A 16980-nucleotide genomic window follows, 5' to 3' on the forward strand; every position below is an offset into this window, starting at 1 on the left:
AGTGAAACGATGCATCGCCGATGGTAGTGTGGGGTTTCCCCATGTGAGAGTAGGTCATCGTCAAGATTAAATTCCAAAGCCCCTGTTTGCTAACGCAAACAGGGGCTTTGTTTTGGGCGGTCGAAAAGCGCAAGTGCAAGCGTACTTGCGAACGAAGTGCACCAACAAAACGCGCATTCCCTGAATAACCCGATCATCGCAAAAGCCCAACCTTCTCCCCGAAATCGCCAATATCAGCAAACGCTACGTCCTCCCATTATTGCGCCGCATGCCGCGACGGCCCGCTTGACCAGCGGTTCAATCCGTCCGACAAATTTGCACAGTTATTTCTGAACCAGACCATTAGAATAGGCACCTAACCTTTTTTAGAGTTCGAGCCCTAACTATGCCCGATCCGGTTGATACCCCAGCGGTGTCGGATTTACCCCTGGACGATCTGGTGGCATGCCATGAGTGCGACTTGCTGATGCGCAAGCCCACGCTCGCTCGAGGCGAAAAGGCTCAATGCCCACGCTGCGGTTATGAGCTCTATGCTCACCGCTACAATGTCGTTGAGCGCAGCCTCGCCTTGGTAATCGCCGCACTTTTGCTGTATATCCCCGCGAACTTTTTACCCATCATGCAGCTCAATCTACTCGGGCAGTCCTCAGAGGATACCGTTTGGAGCGGCGTTGTAGGTCTGTTCGATACCGGCATGCAAGGCGTCGCCGCAGTCGTGTTTCTGTGCAGCATGGGCATCCCATTGCTCAAATTGCTCTGCCAATTGGCTGTGCTGCTGAGCATTCGCTGGAAGATCGGCCGCAGCTATGGGTTGTTGCTCTACCGCATTTACCATCACTTGAAAGACTGGGGAATGTTGGAGGTCTACCTGATGGGCGTGCTCGTGGCGATCGTCAAACTCGCCGACATGGCCTCCATCACGGTCGGCCTGGGGCTTATCTGTTTCGTCAGTCTATTAATGGTTCAGGTGCTGCTTGAGGTGGTGATGTCGCCCCACCAGATCTGGCAAGCGTTGTCAGGAGAGGATGATCATGCGGGCGATTGATGCAGGCATTCTGATTTGTACCGAATGCTATGAGCTGAACAAGCAAGAAGCCGACACCGATGAGCAGCTCTGCACCCGTTGCGGTGCGCTGGTCCACGCCCGTCGTCCCAACAGCCTTACGCGTACCTGGGCGTTACTGATCACGGCGGCGATCCTGTATATCCCCGCCAACCTGTTACCAATCATGACCATCAACTCCCTTGGCCAGGGCGATCCAAGTACCATCATGGCCGGCGTGATCCAGTTGGTGCAGCACGGCATGTTCCCTATCGCTGCTGTGGTGTTTATTGCCAGTATTCTTGTACCGACATTCAAGCTGGTGGGCATTGGCCTGCTGTTGTTCTCGGTGCAGCGTCGCCAGCCGCTGTCCGCGCAACAACGGATTATCATGTACCGCTTCATCGAATTCATTGGCCGCTGGTCCATGCTGGATATCTTCGTGATCGCCATCCTGGTAGCGGTTGTTAACTTTGGGCGACTTGCCAGTGTCGAGGCTAATCTCGGTGCTGCAGCGTTCGCCAGTGTGGTGATCTTGACGATGCTTGCCGCAGTAACTTTTGATCCCCGACTGATTTGGGACAACACGGAGTCGGACGACGACCATGAGTGATTTGCCAAAAGCTAAAACCCGCCCGGCCTCCAACTGGTCGGCCATTTGGGTGTTGCCCCTGATAGCCCTGATCATCGGTGGTTGGCTGGGATGGCGTGCCTATTCCCAACAAGGCATCGAGATCCAGGTGCGCTTTGAAAGTGGCGAAGGCATCCAGGCCAACAAGACCGAAGTGGTCTACAAAGGCATGCCCGTGGGCAAGGTCAAGACCCTGGCCCTGGATGACGAGGGCAACAATCGCGGGGTGATCGCCACCATCGAGATGAACAAGGATGTGGAGCAATACCTCAAGACCAACACCCGTTTCTGGCTGGTCAAACCCAGCGTCAGCCTCGCCGGTATCACCGGTCTGGAAACCCTGGTCTCGGGTAACTACATTGCGGCCAGCCCTGGCGACGGCGAGCCGTCGCGCAAATTCAAGGCCCTTTCCGAAGAGCCGCCTTTATCCGACGCCAAGCCCGGCTTGCACCTGACCATCAAGGCCGATCGCCTGGGCTCGCTCAACCGTGGCAGCCCGGTGTTCTACAAGCAGATTCAGGTTGGCCAGGTCAAAAGCTACCTGCTGTCCGAAGACCAGAGTACGGTCGAGATCAAGGTCTACATCGAGCCCACTTACGCCAGCCTGGTGCGCAAACATACGCGCTTTTGGAACGCCAGCGGCATCAGCATCGACGCCAACCTCTCCGGCGTGAAGGTGCGCAGCGAGTCGCTCTCGAGCATCGTTGCCGGCGGCATCGCTTTCGCTACACCCGAGAACCGCAAGGACAGCCCTCCCACCGATCCAAGCCTGCCGTTTCGCTTGTACGAAGACTTCGACGCAGCGGCGGCCGGTCTCAAGGTCAAGGTCAAACTCACCGACTTCGAAGGCCTGCAGGCCGGGCGCACACCGGTCATGTACAAAGGTATTCAGGTCGGTAGCCTGAAGACCCTGAAGATTGACCCTGACCTGTCCAGCGCCAATGCCGAGCTCACCCTCGACCCGCTTGCCGAAGACTACCTGGTGCAAGACACCCAGTTCTGGGTGGTCAAACCGTCCATCTCGCTTGCCGGTATCACCGGCCTGGAAGCGTTGGTTAAAGGTAACTACATCGCCATTCGCCCTGGCGACAAAGGCAGTGCGCCGCAGCGCGAATTCGTCGCTCGGGCCAAGGCACCACCGTTGGACCTGCGCTCCCCCGGCCTGCACATGGTGTTGTTCACCGACAGCCTAGGCTCGCTGGATGTCGGCAGCCCGATCCTCTACAAACAGGTCAAGGTGGGTTCGGTACAGAGCTACCAGTTCTCGCGCAAGAACAAGCAATTGGTGATCGGTGTCCACATCGAGAAGGAATACGAAAACCTGGTCAACGGTTCGACGCGCTTCTGGAATGCCAGCGGCGTGACGCTGACAGGCGGGCTCACCGGGGGCATCCAGGTCAAGAGTGAATCCCTGGCCAGCTTGATGGCCGGCGGTATTGCCTTCGAAACCCCGGAACCGAACGTGCCGCTGAAAAAACGTATCCCGCGCTTCCGTCTGTTTGCCGATCGCGAGGCCGCCAATCAACACGGTACGCTGGTGACCATCAAGGTCGATCGTGCCGACGGCCTTCGCCCCGGCACCGCGGTACGCTTCAAAGGCCTGGACGTGGGCAAGATTGAAAGCGTCGACCTCAGTGCCGACATGCAGTCGGTGTTGCTCAGCGCGCGCATCACCCAAGTGGCGGATCGGATCGCCCGCGCCGGCAGCCAGTTCTGGGTGGTCAAGCCTGAGTTGGGCCTGATGAAAACCTCGAACCTGGAAACCCTGGTCACGGGCCAATACATCGAGGTGCAGCCATCTGCGAAAAACGCCGGCCCACAAAAGAGCTTCGTCGCGTTGGACAAGCCACCGGAGGCGGCCCGTCAGGAGGAAGGCCTGAGCCTGGTACTCAGCGCCGCACGCCGTGGCTCGTTGAAGGAAGGCGTGCCGGTCACCTACCGTGAGGTCACCGTCGGCAAAGTCACCGGCTACGAGCTGGGTCAAACCGCCGACCGCGTGCTGATCCATATCTTGATCGAGCCCAAGTACGCGCCACTGGTGCGCAGTGGCAGCCGCTTCTGGAACACCAGCGGTTTCGGTCTCGACTTCGGCTTGTTCAAAGGCGCGACAGTGCGCACTGAATCCCTGGAGACACTGGTCGCCGGCGGTATCGCGTTCGCCACGCCAGACGGCGAGCGCATGGGCAATGCTGCCCGGCCGCAGCAGACCTTCCCGCTGTTCGACAAGTTTGAAGATGAATGGCTGACGTGGGCGCCTAAGATTTCGCTCGGCAAGTAAACCGAGGCGCGGCCATCGCGCGCAAGCCCGGCTCCCATATTCAAGCGCATTTATCCTGTAGAAATGCGGTCACCTGTGGGAGCGGGCTTGCCCGCGAAGAGGCCATAACCGGCGAAAAAAAAGGCCCCTGGGTGCTCACCCAGGGGCCTTTTTGCATTTCAGCTCAGTGGCTCAAACCTCATCCAGCTCCGGCTCATCCGCCTGCACATTCACGGTCGCCTTCACTGCATCGTGACGACGGATGTACTTCCAGTCCGCCTCATCAATGTAGATGCCGTTCGGCCCGCTGCCACCTTCCAGGTCGATCGCCACCTGGGCGGACACCTGCGGCTTCACACTGGCCAGAATCGGCACAAAACCCAGCTGCAAACTGGTTTCCAGCAGCGCCGCCTGGTTCTTCTCATCGATGTCCGCTGCCTCATCGAGGTAGTACGGCAAACGCACGCGCCCGGCCTGATCACGGTCCATCAAGTGCAGCAACAAGTACATGTTGGTCAGCGCCTTGATGGTCATGGTGGTGCCGTTGGATGCCGCGCCGTCGATGTCGGTGTGAATCACCGGCTGGCCATGCACCTTGGTGATCTCGAACGCCAGCTCGAACAGGTCCTTGAGGCCCAACTGGTTATGGTTGGCGGCCACAAGGCGGGCCAGATATTCCTTGGCCTCTTCGTTCTTGTTGTCCTGCTCGGCGCTCTGGCTGAGGTCAAACACCGACAACGTCTCGCCTTCTTCATACTGACCGGCACTGTGGATGATCTGGTCGATATGCTTGAGGGCTTCCTTGTTCGGCGCCAGCACAATGCGGAAGCTTTGCAGGTTGGACACCTGGCGCTTGTTGATCTCGCGGTTGAACAAGGCCAACTGGTGTTCCAGGCTGTCGTAGTCGCTGCGGATATTGCGCAGGGTGCGCGCAATATCGGTGACGGCTGCACGGCGCGCCTTGCCCAAGGTCAGGGCTTCGTCAGTGCGGTGCGCATACGCGTTGATCAGCAGTTGCAGGCGACGTTCAACGTCATCCTCGCTGTCAAACTTGGCCACGCCTTTAAGGCGAACCTGCGCATACAAGGCTTCGATCTGGCCGTCGGCGCGCAGCAAACCCTGCCAGCTGTCCTGATAGTCATTGAGCAGCGGCAGCAGGTTATCCATGGAGTCATCGACCGGGTCCATGAACGGCGTGCCGAACGGCAAGTCTGCCGGTAGCAGCTGGCGACGGCGCAACGCGTCATCCAGGGTGCGTTGCTTGGCTTCCATATCGCCAATCTGACGCCCAACCAATTGCAGCTTGGCCGACAGCTGCTGCACGCGTTCGGTGAAGGCGTCGCTGGAGCGCTTCAACTCATCCTGGGCGGCTTCCATTTGCGCCAGGTTTTCCAGCTTCTCGCCTTCTTCAGCGCTCAGGGTCTGGGCGCGACGGAAGTCCTCCAACGCTTTCTGCGCATCCAGCACTTGCTGGTACAGCGCTTCAGTCTGGGTCTTGCTGGCTGCGCGGTCGGAGGCTACGGCCTGCTGGGTCTTGAGTTGCTTGAGTTCTTTTTCCAGGCGCTCTTTCTGGTCGCGCAACGCCGCGCGGTCCGCCAGGGCCTGCAACGCCGGTGGCTCAATGTGCGAGATGTCGATGGACAGCCCAGGCACTTCGAAACGCTCGCCTTTGAAGCCGTCGAGGATCTGCTCCAGGGATTTGACCCACTGGCCGTCCTCATCCAGCGTAATGCCGTGCTCGCCCAATGGCAGGCTGAACAACGAGCTGTTGAACAGGCGCATCAGACGCTCGACATCCTGCTGCGAAAACTCTTCGCGCAGTTTGGCGTAGCTGTTGTTGTCCGCGTGGTCGAGCTGCTGCTTGACCGACTTCAAGCGTTTTTCCAGATCGCGCAAGCGCTCGTCCAAATCCTCGGCGCTGAACTGCCGCGACTGCGCCAGGGCGCCGGCCAATTCATCGTGAGCATCCTTGGCCGCCAGCAGCTGCTGCTCCAGCACCTTGACGTCATCCACCAGGGCGAAGCGATGCTTGAGCACTGACAGCTCGCCCAGCCAACGCTGGATGCCGCTGATTTCCCGCTCCAGACGCATCAGCTCCTGGGTGCCACCGCGCTGATCGTTTTGCAGCGCGTCCTGCTCATTGCGGTAATGCTCGGCCTGGATCGTCAGCTCTTCCTTGCGCGCGCTGGCGTAGTCCGACCAGGTGCCCAGCAACGAATCCAGCAAGGGCGACAGGCGATGCAGTTTGCCGCGCAGAACATCGCGCTGCCGAACGCCATTGGCCAACGCCTCAACCAACGGGCCGGCAGCCACCAGCGAGTTGTAATCCTGCTCCATGCGTCGTACATCACGGAACGCTTCTTCGCACGCCGCGATGTAGTCCACGCTGCCGGAACGCAGGCTGTGTTCAAAGGCATCCAGGAACAATTGCTTGAGCTTGGCCGCGGTGATTTCGCGCATGTGCAGCAGGTTGATAAACAGCGCGCGGAAGGTTTTCAGGCTCTGCTCGCTGGTGGAGCGCAGCGGAATCAGGGTCAGGTCCAGCGGGATCGAAGTGTGGCCGCCCACCAGCAAACGGCGCAGTTCGTCCGGCTTTAGCTCGTAGGCTTTCAGGCCTTCGCGCTCAAGGTTGGTGAACAGCTCTTTCTGACGCAGGCAAGTGTCGTTTTTCTGGTAATGCGCCAGGTCCAGCTTGCCGGCGTAGGCAAAGAACTGGTGCCCGAAACCACCGCCCGGGCCACGCCCGACCACGCCGATCACGTGCGGGCCGTGGGGCAGCGAGACTTCCACGAGGATGTAGCTGGTGTCGGTGGCAAAGTAGAAGCGCCGCGATTGCTCCAGGGTGTACTTGCCGAAACTCATGTCCGACATGCGCGCCAGAATCGGGAACTGCAGGGCGTTGATCGAGGCGGATTTACCCAGGTTGTTCGCGCCGTACACCGACAACGGTTCTTCCAGCGGGAACAGGCCCAAACTGTAACCGGCGGTGTTCAATAGGGCGAAGCGGCGGATGCCGTAACGTTCCTTGCTCATGCGTCGGTCTCCTGTTCTTCGGCAATGGCGCGGGCCAGGGCGTCTTCTTCGCTGTCTTCGTCAAAGTCGCTCAAGTCCAGCGGGTCGTCGGTCTTGAGCAGTTTTTCATCGCTGTCTTCGTCGATGATCACCGGCGCCGGCAGAGGCAGCACGCTGTGCACACTGGCGGCGAGGTCGCGGTCCTGCTGCACCGACAGGCACACGTCGAGGAAACGGTGCATCGGCGGCAGGAAGCGATACACACCGTTGTCTTCGCTGGCAAAACCCAGCTGCGTCATGCGGCGCATGATTTTTTCTTCAAGTTCTTCCTGGGTCTGCACTTCGGCCTGGATAAACAGATCGCGGTACTTCTCCAGCAACGACGGCAATTCGTCGCGGCCCAGGCTGCCGCCGTCGAGCACGGCGATCGGGTCGCGGCCCTGGTCGGCCAGGTGCTCGACAAGGATGAAGGTGAATAGCGCCAGGCGTTGGGCAGTCTTGTTCACTTGCGCGCTGGCAATCGCCGAGTCCGGCACAAAGTAATAGAAGCCGCGTGTATCGCACACCAGCTCAAAGCCCAACGCCTTGAACAGCGTGCGGTACTGGTCCTGGAAGTTCGACAGCTGTGCGTACAGCTCCGGGTCGCGGCGGCTGACGTGGTAACCCTTGAACAGCTCGCGAAAGATCGGCGCCAGCTGGGACAGTTCGGATAGATCAAGATGCATGAGGTGTACTCGCAGAATGCTCGGCGGCATCGGTGCCGGCCGGGAGCAGGGCGAAGGAGCGCAGGCTGACCTGGTGCTCGTGTGTGTGGTAGTCGCGGCGTTCCAGGCGTTCGCGCTTGAAGCGTTTTTCACGCGAGAGCCGCGAGAACCAGTACAACAATTCGTCGGTGGCACCGTCCGGTTCCTGCTCCAGCAGCCAGGTCATCAGGTCTGGCATCGGCAGCGCGTCTTCGCAGCGCTCGAGCATTTCCTTGACCGTGCGCGGTGCACGCTGGGCGTCGCCCTTGTGGGATTTGTGCGCCTTGGGGAAACGCGCCGGTTTCGGCTCGAAATTCGCCAGCGCGTACACATAGGCCTCGACCTGGCTGGCACTGCCGAGAAAGGTGCTTTGCGGTCGCGTGAACATCGGCATCGCCGCTTGCGGCACGGCGTCCAGACCTTTACGGCGGATGGCCGACAAGGCCAGCGCGGCGCCACGGGTCACGGCGTTGTGCCGGCGTGCTTCTTCACGCAACGGCAGCAGCAGTTCGCGCGCATGACGCAAGGTCAGCTGGGCGCTGGTCTGCATTTCGAGGATGCGCGCGTGGGTGCGCAGCAGCATGTCGTCATCGACCAGGTGGCCGAGGCGTTGTTGCTCGGTGAGCATGCGCAACAGCACGTTTTCGACCTTGCGCACGCCTTGTTCAAAGGCGCCGTCGGCGTTCACCAGCTGGATCATCGGCTCGACGTATTCGTCCCAGGTCGCCAGCACTTCGGCATACCGCTGGCGCAACGGAATCTGCCGGTCGCTGGTCTTGGCGCGGTCGGCCACGGCCGCGAGGGCTTGCTCGTCGTTGGCGAGTTTTTTCAATACATCGCGTACGCGCATGTCCAACAGGCGCAGTTGGCGGGCCAGGTCGTGGCCATCCCGGATGTCGAAGGCGTCCTGAATGTAGCCGGCCAGGCGCTCGAGGTGGCGCAGGTAGGCTTCAATTTCCAGGCACAGGCCAAGCCGGTGCTCCTTGCGAAGATAGGCCAGGAAATCGTGGATCTGTGCGTTGAGCTCGAAACGGTTCGGGCTCTTGGCGACAGGCACCAGGATATCCAGGCGAATCCACACGTCCAGCAGGCTGGTGATGTCCTGGGGCGTGCTGTCCAGTTGTTGGGCGGCCAGTTGCGCGCGCAGTTCGCCAAGGCTCAAGGTGCCTTGGTCGAAGTGTTCGCACAGTGGCTCAAGTAAGGCCCAGTGTTCGGCGAGGGCGCGCAGGACGCGCTTGGGTTCGATCATGGGAATGGCCGGCTGGTTGGCGATTAAAAGTCGCGATTGTACTGCATCAGGCGCGGGATTTATCCACAGCCGGTCAGTGCACAGTGGGCGATTGTTACCGAACAGCGGTAGAATCCCCGCTCTTTAGTTATCCACAAGTGGCCGAGCTGTGCTTATCGAGTCCCGACGTCGCGCTTACTTGACCGCCATGCAGGTGGTCAACTGGCTGCCCCGCACCGAACTGCCGTTTGCCGCCCCATCGCGGCCCGAGCTGCTGCAGGCGCTTGAGCCTTATGAGGCGTTCGACGTGTCGGGGGAAGAGGCGGCTGCGCCGGTGGCCGTGGTCAAGCCCACGCCTGAATCGCGCCCTGTCGTCGAGCGGGTGAAGGTCGAAGTGCCGCGCCCGGCGCCAATGGCCAAGCCGGTGGTGGCCGAAACGGTTGCGCCGGTGGCCAAGGCGCCGGTGGTGCCGCCGCCGCGCTTTGCCCTGCAATTGCTGCGGGCCGGGCGTTGTCTGCTATTGGTGGAGTTACCCACAGGCGAGCGCTTCCAGACGCGCGACCCGGCTTACATGCTGCTCAAGGACATGCTGCGTGCTGCCGGCCTGCCCGACAGCCCGAAAATCGTCGGCGACCCGGTGCGCTGGCCGCTGCTGGTGCGTGGCAACATGGACCAGGGCCCGGAAGCCGCGCGGGATTTTGTGCAAGGTTTTGTTTCGGCGCGCCTCGAAGACGAGCCGTGCGTGTGCCTGTGGTTGATCGGCCTGCCCGCCGTGCGGTTTGCCGGCGAGGCGAATGCCGAGGCCTGGTACCGTGAACTGCAGGTCGACGGCCTTGGGTCGGTGTGGGCCCTGCCGGGCCTGGAATTATTAATGGAAGAGCCACAGCGTAAGGCTGATGTATGGCAAGCCATGCGCCGGCTGATGGCGCGCTGGAAAAGTACCGATGAGTGAAGCTTTATCTTTCCGCCCAATGACCGAGGCGGACCTCGACGCTGTACTGAAGATTGAATACGCGGCGTTCAGCCATCCCTGGACCCGCGGGATTTTTCTCGACGGCTTGGGCAAGTACCAGATCTGGTTGATGTTTGAAGGTGAGCAGCAGGTAGGCCACGGCGTGGTGCAGATCATCCTCGATGAAGCGCATCTGCTGAACATTACCGTCAAGCCGGAAAACCAGGGCCGGGGTTTGGGCCTGGCGTTGCTGGAACACTTGATGTCCCGCGCTTATGCCGCCAATGCCCGCGAGTGCTTCCTGGAAGTACGCGACAGCAATACGGGGGCGTTTCGCCTGTACGAACGTTACGGTTTCAACGAAATCGGCCGTCGGCGCGATTACTACCCCGCCGTGGGTGGCCGCGAAGATGCCGTTGTGATGGCCTGCACGTTAGTGGACTGAATACACAGGCCAATGTGGGAGCGGGCTTGCTCGCGAATACGGTGCATCAGTCAAAGATTTACTGACTGACCAATCGCATTCGCGAGCAAGCCCGCTCCCACATGTTGAACCGCGCTGTATCAGCGGTTGCCGTCGACCGGGTCGATGTCGGCCAGCTCAGCCTCATCCAGCCCGTTGCCGCCGCCGATCTCATCTTCATCGACGATGCTTAGATCGTAATCCGCCGGGTTATCCTCGCCTTCCTCCCGCGCATCCCGCGCACCGTCCTCATGGATAAGGGTTTCGGGGCTCATATCGTCGTCGGTCGGCTCATGGTCCTGCGTAGAGGCCCCGGTCATTCCGGCTTCGCGTACCCGTTCGTCGGGCATCAGGTGCTCGCGCTCGCCTGCCGGGATCTCATCGCCGATTTCCGCGGTCGGTCCGTCCTCGTCAAAATCCAGCTCGCGCATCGAGCCCATGCGGTCTTCGTTATCGTCAATCGGTTCCGGCTGCGTAGCGCCGTAGGGACGTCGTGATTCAGTCATGGCCAATCCTCATACTGTGGGGCTTATAGTGTGTGGACAGGCACGGCGCCCTAAAGATTCAAGCTAATTACGGCTTGGCGTGACCCGGACGAGCGGTTGTCTGTCACACAGCTGCGCATCATTCCTGAGGCTTTCCCTGATGAACGAACTACAAGACCTGCTTGATAACAACGAACGCTGGGCGGACGCGATCAAACAGGAAGATCCCGAATTCTTCGCCAAGCTTGCCCGCCAGCAAACCCCGGAATACCTGTGGATCGGTTGCTCCGACGCCCGCGTACCGGCCAACGAGATCGTCGGCATGTTGCCGGGTGATCTGTTCGTGCACCGCAACGTCGCCAACGTGGTGCTGCACACCGACCTCAATTGCCTGTCGGTGATCCAGTACGCAGTCGATGTGCTCAAGGTCAAACACATCCTCGTCACCGGCCACTATGGCTGCGGCGGTGTGCGCGCCTCGATGCAGGACCGCCAGTTCGGCCTGATCGACGGCTGGCTGAGGACTATTCGTGATCTTTATTACGAAAACCGTGACCTGCTGGCCCAGCTGCCGACCGAAGAAGAGCGCGTCGATCGCCTTTGCGAGCTGAACGTGATTCAGCAAGTGGCCAACGTCGGCCACACCAGCATTGTGCAAAACGCCTGGCACCGTGGGCAGAGCCTGTCGATTCATGGCTGCATCTATGGCATCAAGGATGGCCGCTGGAAAAGCTTGAACACCACCATCAGTGGTTTTGAGCAGCTGCCGCCGCAATACCGCCTGCGCCCGTTGGGCGAAGCCTAAGGTCTTTTGCGTTCACGCCACCGGGCCATGAACGCCTGACCTTCGCTGTTTAACGGCTCCTGGTTGCCGGTGATCCAGCCCCGGCAGTTCAGCTCGCCGCACAGGCAAGCGAACTGCTGGGGCAGCGCGTCCTCGGTACTGGCGTAATCCAGCGTCAGCAAGGTGCCGGGAGCGATCGGCTGTATGGTCCAGAGCTCCAGGTCTGTGGTGTCGAAAAACACATTCGGGTCGCAGGAGTGCATCAACAGGCCGCAGAACCAGGAGTCATACAGGTGGATACGGGGTGACAGCTGCAGCGTATGCGGGCGCCGCTCCCCCACGGCGTAGCCGGAAACCTTGGCGATGCGCACACGGCTGTCGAAGGCGATGCGAGCCTTGACCCCGGCAGGCAATCCGTTAGCGTCCTGAATGGGCTGGAATTGCTCGGTCGAAGGATAGCCCGGTTCAAAAAGCAGGGTTTTGAAAGGGTAAAGACAGTCCTTTGTGCTGGTTTTAGCCTTATCCATGGCTTGAGTTTTCATAACTCTCCTGGCTTAGGCTGCATCGACCTACTGAGTTGTCTGACGGCCAGTCTTGCAGCGAATGTGTGCGGCCCCAGACTCGCCCAAGTTGAATTCGATTTCTACTGTCAAATCTGACAGTAGAAACCGTTTTGTTTGTGCGTTTTATAGCGCTGGCGCGGTGAGCGACGCTGCCGGCACCACGCCTTTGAGCTGTTTCAACTGGGCCTTGATCGCAGGCGTGGCGCATTTGGCGTTGGCCTGTTCCGGGGTCAGGTTGCGTACCGAGGTGTAAAACAGCTCACAGGTCTGCTCCTTGCGCGTGACCTGCCAGGTGTTCATGCACGCCTTTAGCAACACATTCGGATCGCTGGCGGGCTTCTGCCCGATGCCGGCTTGCCAGCAGGCAGCGCTCAAATCCTGGCCCATCACCTTCAAGCCGGCTTCGTCGGCTTTTTGTTCATTGCCGTCGTAGGTGGCAGGGTCTGCCGCGTACCAGATGTAGCTGGGGTGGTTGGCGCCCAGCACCGACACGGGTTTGCCTTCGGTCGGGCTGATCTGCGCCAGGCCCAGCACCGCCACCGTCTGACCGTACTGTTGTTTGATCCAGCTGCGCACCGGCGCACCGAACGCCACCATCGGCAATGAGCCGTTGGCGTGCAGGCTCAGCTCCTTGACCATGCGGGTCTGATAGTCGGTGAAATAGCTGTAAACCGTTTCCAGGTCCTTGCCCGCGTTGGACGGCGCGGCGATGGGGGCGATATCGATGATGGTCTGGTAGGCCGGGGTTTCGGTGGCCGGGATGCCGTTGTCGGTGAGCAACGTGGCCCAGCGATCGGTGGTGGCCGATTCCAGGTAATCCTGGGCCTGGGTCAGCGAGTAATCCGGCGGGAAGTGCAGCAGCTCGATGCTTTTGCGGTTTTCCAGGGCCATGCCCAGCGGCAGGAACAGGTACCAGTTGTAGGCCCATTTGCCGTCGGTGTTGAGCTTGCTGGCGCCTTGGTAGGCCAGGTCTGCGGTGTTGAGCAGCGTGGTGAGGGGCTGGCCGTAGTGGTCGGGTACGCCGCTGAAGGTCGCCACGACCTCGCCGTCATGGGTTTTCACGCTGACTTTGGCGCGGCTGTACCCGTCGCGCTGCAAGCTCTGGTTCAGGTAGTGCTCGGCGGTCTGCTCCAGCGTCCATGGCCGAAAGCAGATCACGTTGCAATTATTGGGAAACGCGAACAATTGGGTGACGCGTTGCGTGCTGCCCAGTGGTACTTCGATATCGGCGTGTACGACCGCACTGGCCAGCAGTGCGACCAAGGTGAAGGACAGCCTGGTCGGTTTGAACATAGTTGGTTCCTTGTCAGCGAAAGCCCGTCTGCGCGGGGTGAAAGCCCACCTCCACACAGTAGCGGCTGACCAGGAAAACCGCGTGCTAAATCGCCAGGCGTGTCGCTATTGGATAAGAAAACCTACACCTTGAATTGCAATGCGTTGCTCAAATCGCCCATGGGCGTCTGGCCGCGGGAAATCATCGCTTCGTCGCGCTGCTTGAGGCCGTCCAGTTTCTCCAGCTGGAACACCCTGGTGATCAAACGCAGGATCGATGCCGTGTCGTAAACCGTGTGGTCCACGGTGCTTTTGCGCGCAAACGGCGACACCACCAGCGCTGGAATTCGCGTGCCCGGGCCCCAGCGGTCGCCTTTGGGCGGCGCCACGTGGTCCCACCAGCCGCCGTTTTCATCGACGGTCACCACCACCACCATGTTTTTCCACTGCGGGCTTTCCTGCAGCACTTTCAAGGCGCGAGCGATATGGCGATCGCCCGAGGCTACGTCGGCGTAACCGGCGTGCATGTTGAGGTTGCCCTGAGGCTTATAGAAGCTCACGGCAGGCAGCTTGCCGGCCTGGGCGTCGGCGAAGAATTTGTTGGTGCTGGCCTCATCACCCAAGCCGCCATCGCGCAGGCGTTTATCACGCTCGGCGCGGTTTTCTGGCCCTTGTTGCTTGAAGTAGTTGAACGGCTGGTGGTGATACTGAAAGTTGGGGATTTTCGGGATGCCGCCCGAATCCTTGAACTGGTCGAGGGTCGCTTGCCACGCCCCGGCGTACCAGGCCCAGTCGACGTTCTTTTTCGACAGCTTGTCGCCGATGTGTTCGTGGGTTTGCGGCACGAGCACGTTGGGCAGGTCGGGTTTGGAGTAATCCGGGTTTTGCGGGTCGCGGATCCAGGTCGGCCAGTACGGCGGGGCGAGGGTGTTCACGCCGTAGCCGTCCGGCGTCAGTGCGCTGGGGCCAAACTGCGGTGGGCCGGTCATGGCGCTGGCGGGTGACTTGTCCAGCGGCTTGAGGCGCGGGTCGGCAGGGTCATCGCTTTGCAGCGTGGCAATCTGCGCCTTGGCCACCGACTGCGCGGCGTTTGGATAAAACGGCGCCGTGGCGCTGATCAGGTACTGGTGGTTAAGAAACGAGCCACCAAATGCACCCTGAAAGAAGTTGTCGCACAGCACAAACTCCTTGGCCACATCCCACAGGCGCAAGGAATAACGGCTCTGGGCGTAATGGCCCATCACCAGGCCACCGGAATCGCCCCAGGCCACAAAGTTGTCGTTCTTACCGCCGTTGATCTGCATCTGGTTCTGGTAGAACACGTGCCACAAATCGCGCGTGACCAGGCTCAAAGGCAGGTCTTCGCCGTTCGGGCCTTTGAGGGCAAACGGTGCGTTGGGCAGGTTTTCCTGGAATTGCACTTCGCTGGGGTAGGTCACCCCATCGACACTTTGCGGGCCGACTTGCAACACACCGCCCCAGGTTGGCGGCAGGCTGGTCAGCAGGCTGCCGTCGCGGTCGCGTTGCTGGGCCTCGGCGCCGGAGAGTGCCGAGAGTGGTTTTTCCACGCCAGGGAAATCAGCAAACAAATTGTTGAAGCTGCGGTTTTCGGCATAAATCACCACCACGGTTTTCACCTGGTCGTGCAAGGCCTTGTCCAGCTCTTGAGGTGTGAGCGGTCGCGTCACCGGTGTGCTCGGTGTTTCACCGGTGTGGCCGCAGGCACTCAAGGTCGCGCCGACCCCCAGCACTGCCGCGCCCCCCAGGAAACGCCGGCGGCTGGTGTCTACCGGCGGTTGGGCGATGGAATCGGGGGAAGGGCGGTCTTCGTGCTCGTCACTCATTGCTGGGAGTCCCTGCGCGGTGGTTGTTTCAAGATATTTCGCAGGACGGTAGCAACGCAATGTGACGAAAAGAAGACAGCCGGGTTAAAGCCGCAGATCGAGATAGGGCAGCGGCTTGCTCGCCAAAGCGCAGTGTCGGCCAACCGTTTCGTTCACTGACGCCGCGCATTTTTGCCAGCAAGCCCGCTTCCACCCTGACCCTGTTATGGCATGACGGGTGGCAAATACTTCAACGTCGTCCCCAACGCCCACAACAGGAACAACACCAGCGGCGTGTGCACCAGCAACTGCACAAACGAAAACCCGATCAAATCCCGCGCCTTGAGCCCCAACACGCCCAGCAGCGGCAGCATATAGAACGGGTTGATCAGGTTTGGCAGCGCCTCGGCCGCGTTGTAGATCTGCACTGCCCAGCCCAGGTGGTATTGCAGGTCGTTGGCCACTTGCATCACGTAAGGCGCTTCAATGATCCACTTGCCGCCGCCCGACGGAATAAAGAAGCCCAGCACCGCCGAGTACACGCCCATCAACAGCGCGTAGGTGTCGTGTGAAGCAATTGAGGTGAAAAAGGTCGAGATATGGTGCGCCAGGGTTTGGCCGTCGCCGCCCTTGACTACCGTCATCAGCGCCGCGATGGAGCCATACAGCGGAAACTGGATCAGCACGCCGGTGGTGGTCGGTACGGCGCGCGCCACTGCATCGAGGAAGCTGCGCGGGCGCCAGTGCAGCAGTGCGCCGACCATGATGAACAGGAAGTTATAGGTGTTGAGCCCCGAAATTGCACTGATCGCCGGCTTGGTCGAAAACTCATGGAACAGCCAACCGGCTGCCAGCAACGCCAGCAGAATAGTCAGCAGCGGGCTATGTTCCAGCCATTCGCCCGGGCGGGTAGGCGCTTGAAGCTTAGGCAGGTTGAACGCCGGGTCGACGCCGCAGGCCTTTGCATCACGGGCGCTGTTCGGGCCGGGCGCGGTGGCGTAGGCGATGATCAACGAGACCACGATCAGCGCCAGCAACATCACCCCGGATTGCCACAGGAAAATCGTGTCGGTGAAGGGGATCACCCCCGTAATCGACAGGATCGACGGCGGCAGGCTGGCCGGGTTGGCCTGCAATTGCGCGGCCGACGACGACAGCCCCAGCGCCCACACCGCGCCCAGGCCCAGGTAGGCCGCAGCACCGGCTGCGCGGTAATCCATGCGTAAATCCGTGCGGCGGGCCAGTGCGCGCACCAGCAACCCGCCGAACACCAGCGACAAGCCCCAGTTGAGCAGGGACGCGACCATGGAAATCAATGCAACCCAGGCCACCGCCGAGCGGCCGTTTTTGGGGATACGTGCCAGGCGGTCAATCAGTTTCACCGCCGGTGGCGAACTGGCCACCACGTAACCGCCGATCACCACAAAGGCCATCTGCATGGTGAATGGGATCAGGCTCCAGAACCCGTCACCAAAGGCTTTGGCGGCTTCGGTGGGTGCGGCGCCCATGCCCAGGGTTGCCACGGCGACGATGATCACCGCGAGGGCGGCAAACACCCAGGAATCCGGAAACCAGCGTTCGGCAAAGTTGGAGCAACGCAGGGCAAATCGGGCATAGCGGCTTTCTTCGATAGCATCGGCCACGAGTCATTCCTCTTGTATTTATTATGGTGTTGGCAGTTTTACGGCATGTTCCGCTACGGCCATTGATATGGGAATGCAGTTA

Annotated in this window: 14 protein-coding genes; 6 read left to right on the plus strand and 8 right to left on the minus strand. The window is 60.5% G+C overall.

The window, feature by feature from the left end; genetic code table 11:
• Positions 1–385 precede the first annotated feature (385 nt).
• Genes AC19YS_RS11725 through AC19YS_RS11735 form a run of 3 tightly spaced genes read left to right on the plus strand, consistent with a single transcriptional unit; the run spans position 386 to position 3951 of the window.
• A complete protein-coding gene (locus AC19YS_RS11725) occupies positions 386–1045 on the plus strand; it encodes a paraquat-inducible protein A (protein WP_145165466.1) in 660 nt (219 codons plus the stop codon).
• A complete protein-coding gene (locus tag AC19YS_RS11730) occupies positions 1032–1655 on the plus strand; it encodes a paraquat-inducible protein A (RefSeq protein WP_200624302.1) in 624 nt (207 codons plus the stop codon). Before AC19YS_RS11725 ends, AC19YS_RS11730 begins: the two co-directional genes overlap by 14 nt.
• The gene (locus AC19YS_RS11735; protein WP_106578504.1) at positions 1648–3951 is read left to right on the plus strand and encodes a PqiB family protein; all 2304 of its coding nucleotides are present in this window, start codon (positions 1648–1650) and stop codon (positions 3949–3951) included. The genes AC19YS_RS11730 and AC19YS_RS11735 overlap by 8 nt, the downstream gene beginning before the upstream one ends.
• 171 nt (positions 3952–4122) lie before the next feature.
• On the opposite strand, the gene mksF is transcribed toward AC19YS_RS11735, so the two are convergent.
• Genes mksF through mksB form a run of 3 tightly spaced genes read right to left on the minus strand, consistent with a single transcriptional unit; the run spans position 4123 to position 8934 of the window.
• On the minus strand, positions 4123–6963 hold the full coding sequence (gene mksF / locus AC19YS_RS11740; RefSeq protein ID WP_106578505.1) for an Mks condensin complex protein MksF: 2841 nt from the start codon (positions 6961–6963) through the stop codon (positions 4123–4125).
• On the minus strand, positions 6960–7667 hold the full coding sequence (gene mksE, locus AC19YS_RS11745; RefSeq protein WP_106578506.1) for an Mks condensin complex protein MksE: 708 nt from the start codon (positions 7665–7667) through the stop codon (positions 6960–6962). The genes mksF and mksE overlap by 4 nt, the downstream gene beginning before the upstream one ends.
• Positions 7657–8934, minus strand: coding sequence for an Mks condensin complex protein MksB (gene mksB / locus AC19YS_RS11750; RefSeq protein WP_106578507.1), 1278 nt, complete (start codon positions 8932–8934; stop codon positions 7657–7659). Before mksB ends, mksE begins: the two co-directional genes overlap by 11 nt.
• Positions 8935–9121: 187 nt before the next feature.
• On the opposite strand from mksB, the gene AC19YS_RS11755 reads away from it, so the two are divergent.
• Positions 9122–9865, plus strand: a complete 744-nt coding sequence (locus tag AC19YS_RS11755) for an energy transducer TonB (protein WP_500602030.1) — start codon at positions 9122–9124, stop codon at positions 9863–9865.
• The gene (gene rimI / locus AC19YS_RS11760; RefSeq protein WP_003188286.1) at positions 9858–10310 is read left to right on the plus strand and encodes a ribosomal protein S18-alanine N-acetyltransferase; all 453 of its coding nucleotides are present in this window, start codon (positions 9858–9860) and stop codon (positions 10308–10310) included. Before AC19YS_RS11755 ends, rimI begins: the two co-directional genes overlap by 8 nt.
• A 119-nt stretch (positions 10311–10429) precedes the next feature.
• Here the strand turns inward: rimI and AC19YS_RS11765 are convergent, their stop codons facing one another.
• On the minus strand, positions 10430–10834 hold the full coding sequence (locus AC19YS_RS11765; protein ID WP_119736368.1) for a serine kinase/phosphatase: 405 nt from the start codon (positions 10832–10834) through the stop codon (positions 10430–10432).
• Between the two features lie 139 nt (positions 10835–10973).
• On the opposite strand from AC19YS_RS11765, the gene can reads away from it, so the two are divergent.
• Positions 10974–11618, plus strand: a complete 645-nt coding sequence (gene can, locus AC19YS_RS11770; protein ID WP_010213394.1) for a carbonate dehydratase — start codon at positions 10974–10976, stop codon at positions 11616–11618.
• Here the strand turns inward: can and AC19YS_RS11775 are convergent.
• The 4 genes from AC19YS_RS11775 to AC19YS_RS11790 all read right to left on the minus strand — a co-directional run bounded on the left by AC19YS_RS11775 (position 11615) and on the right by AC19YS_RS11790 (position 16898).
• Entirely contained in the window at positions 11615–12139 is a 525-nt protein-coding gene (locus tag AC19YS_RS11775; RefSeq protein WP_200624303.1) for an SET domain-containing protein, read from the minus strand. The genes can and AC19YS_RS11775 overlap by 4 nt on opposite strands.
• A 144-nt stretch (positions 12140–12283) precedes the next feature.
• A complete protein-coding gene (locus AC19YS_RS11780) occupies positions 12284–13453 on the minus strand; it encodes a hypothetical protein (protein WP_200624304.1) in 1170 nt (389 codons plus the stop codon).
• Positions 13454–13575: 122 nt separating this feature from the next.
• Positions 13576–15276: an acid phosphatase gene (locus tag AC19YS_RS11785; protein WP_500601773.1), complete on the minus strand. Its 1701-nt coding sequence runs from the start codon at positions 15274–15276 to the stop codon at positions 13576–13578.
• Between the two features lie 203 nt (positions 15277–15479).
• Positions 15480–16898: a short-chain fatty acid transporter gene (locus tag AC19YS_RS11790; RefSeq protein ID WP_106578513.1), complete on the minus strand. Its 1419-nt coding sequence runs from the start codon at positions 16896–16898 to the stop codon at positions 15480–15482.
• Positions 16899–16980 lie beyond the last annotated feature (82 nt).

It is taken from the genome of Pseudomonas sp. MF08831 (assembly GCF_059862645.1).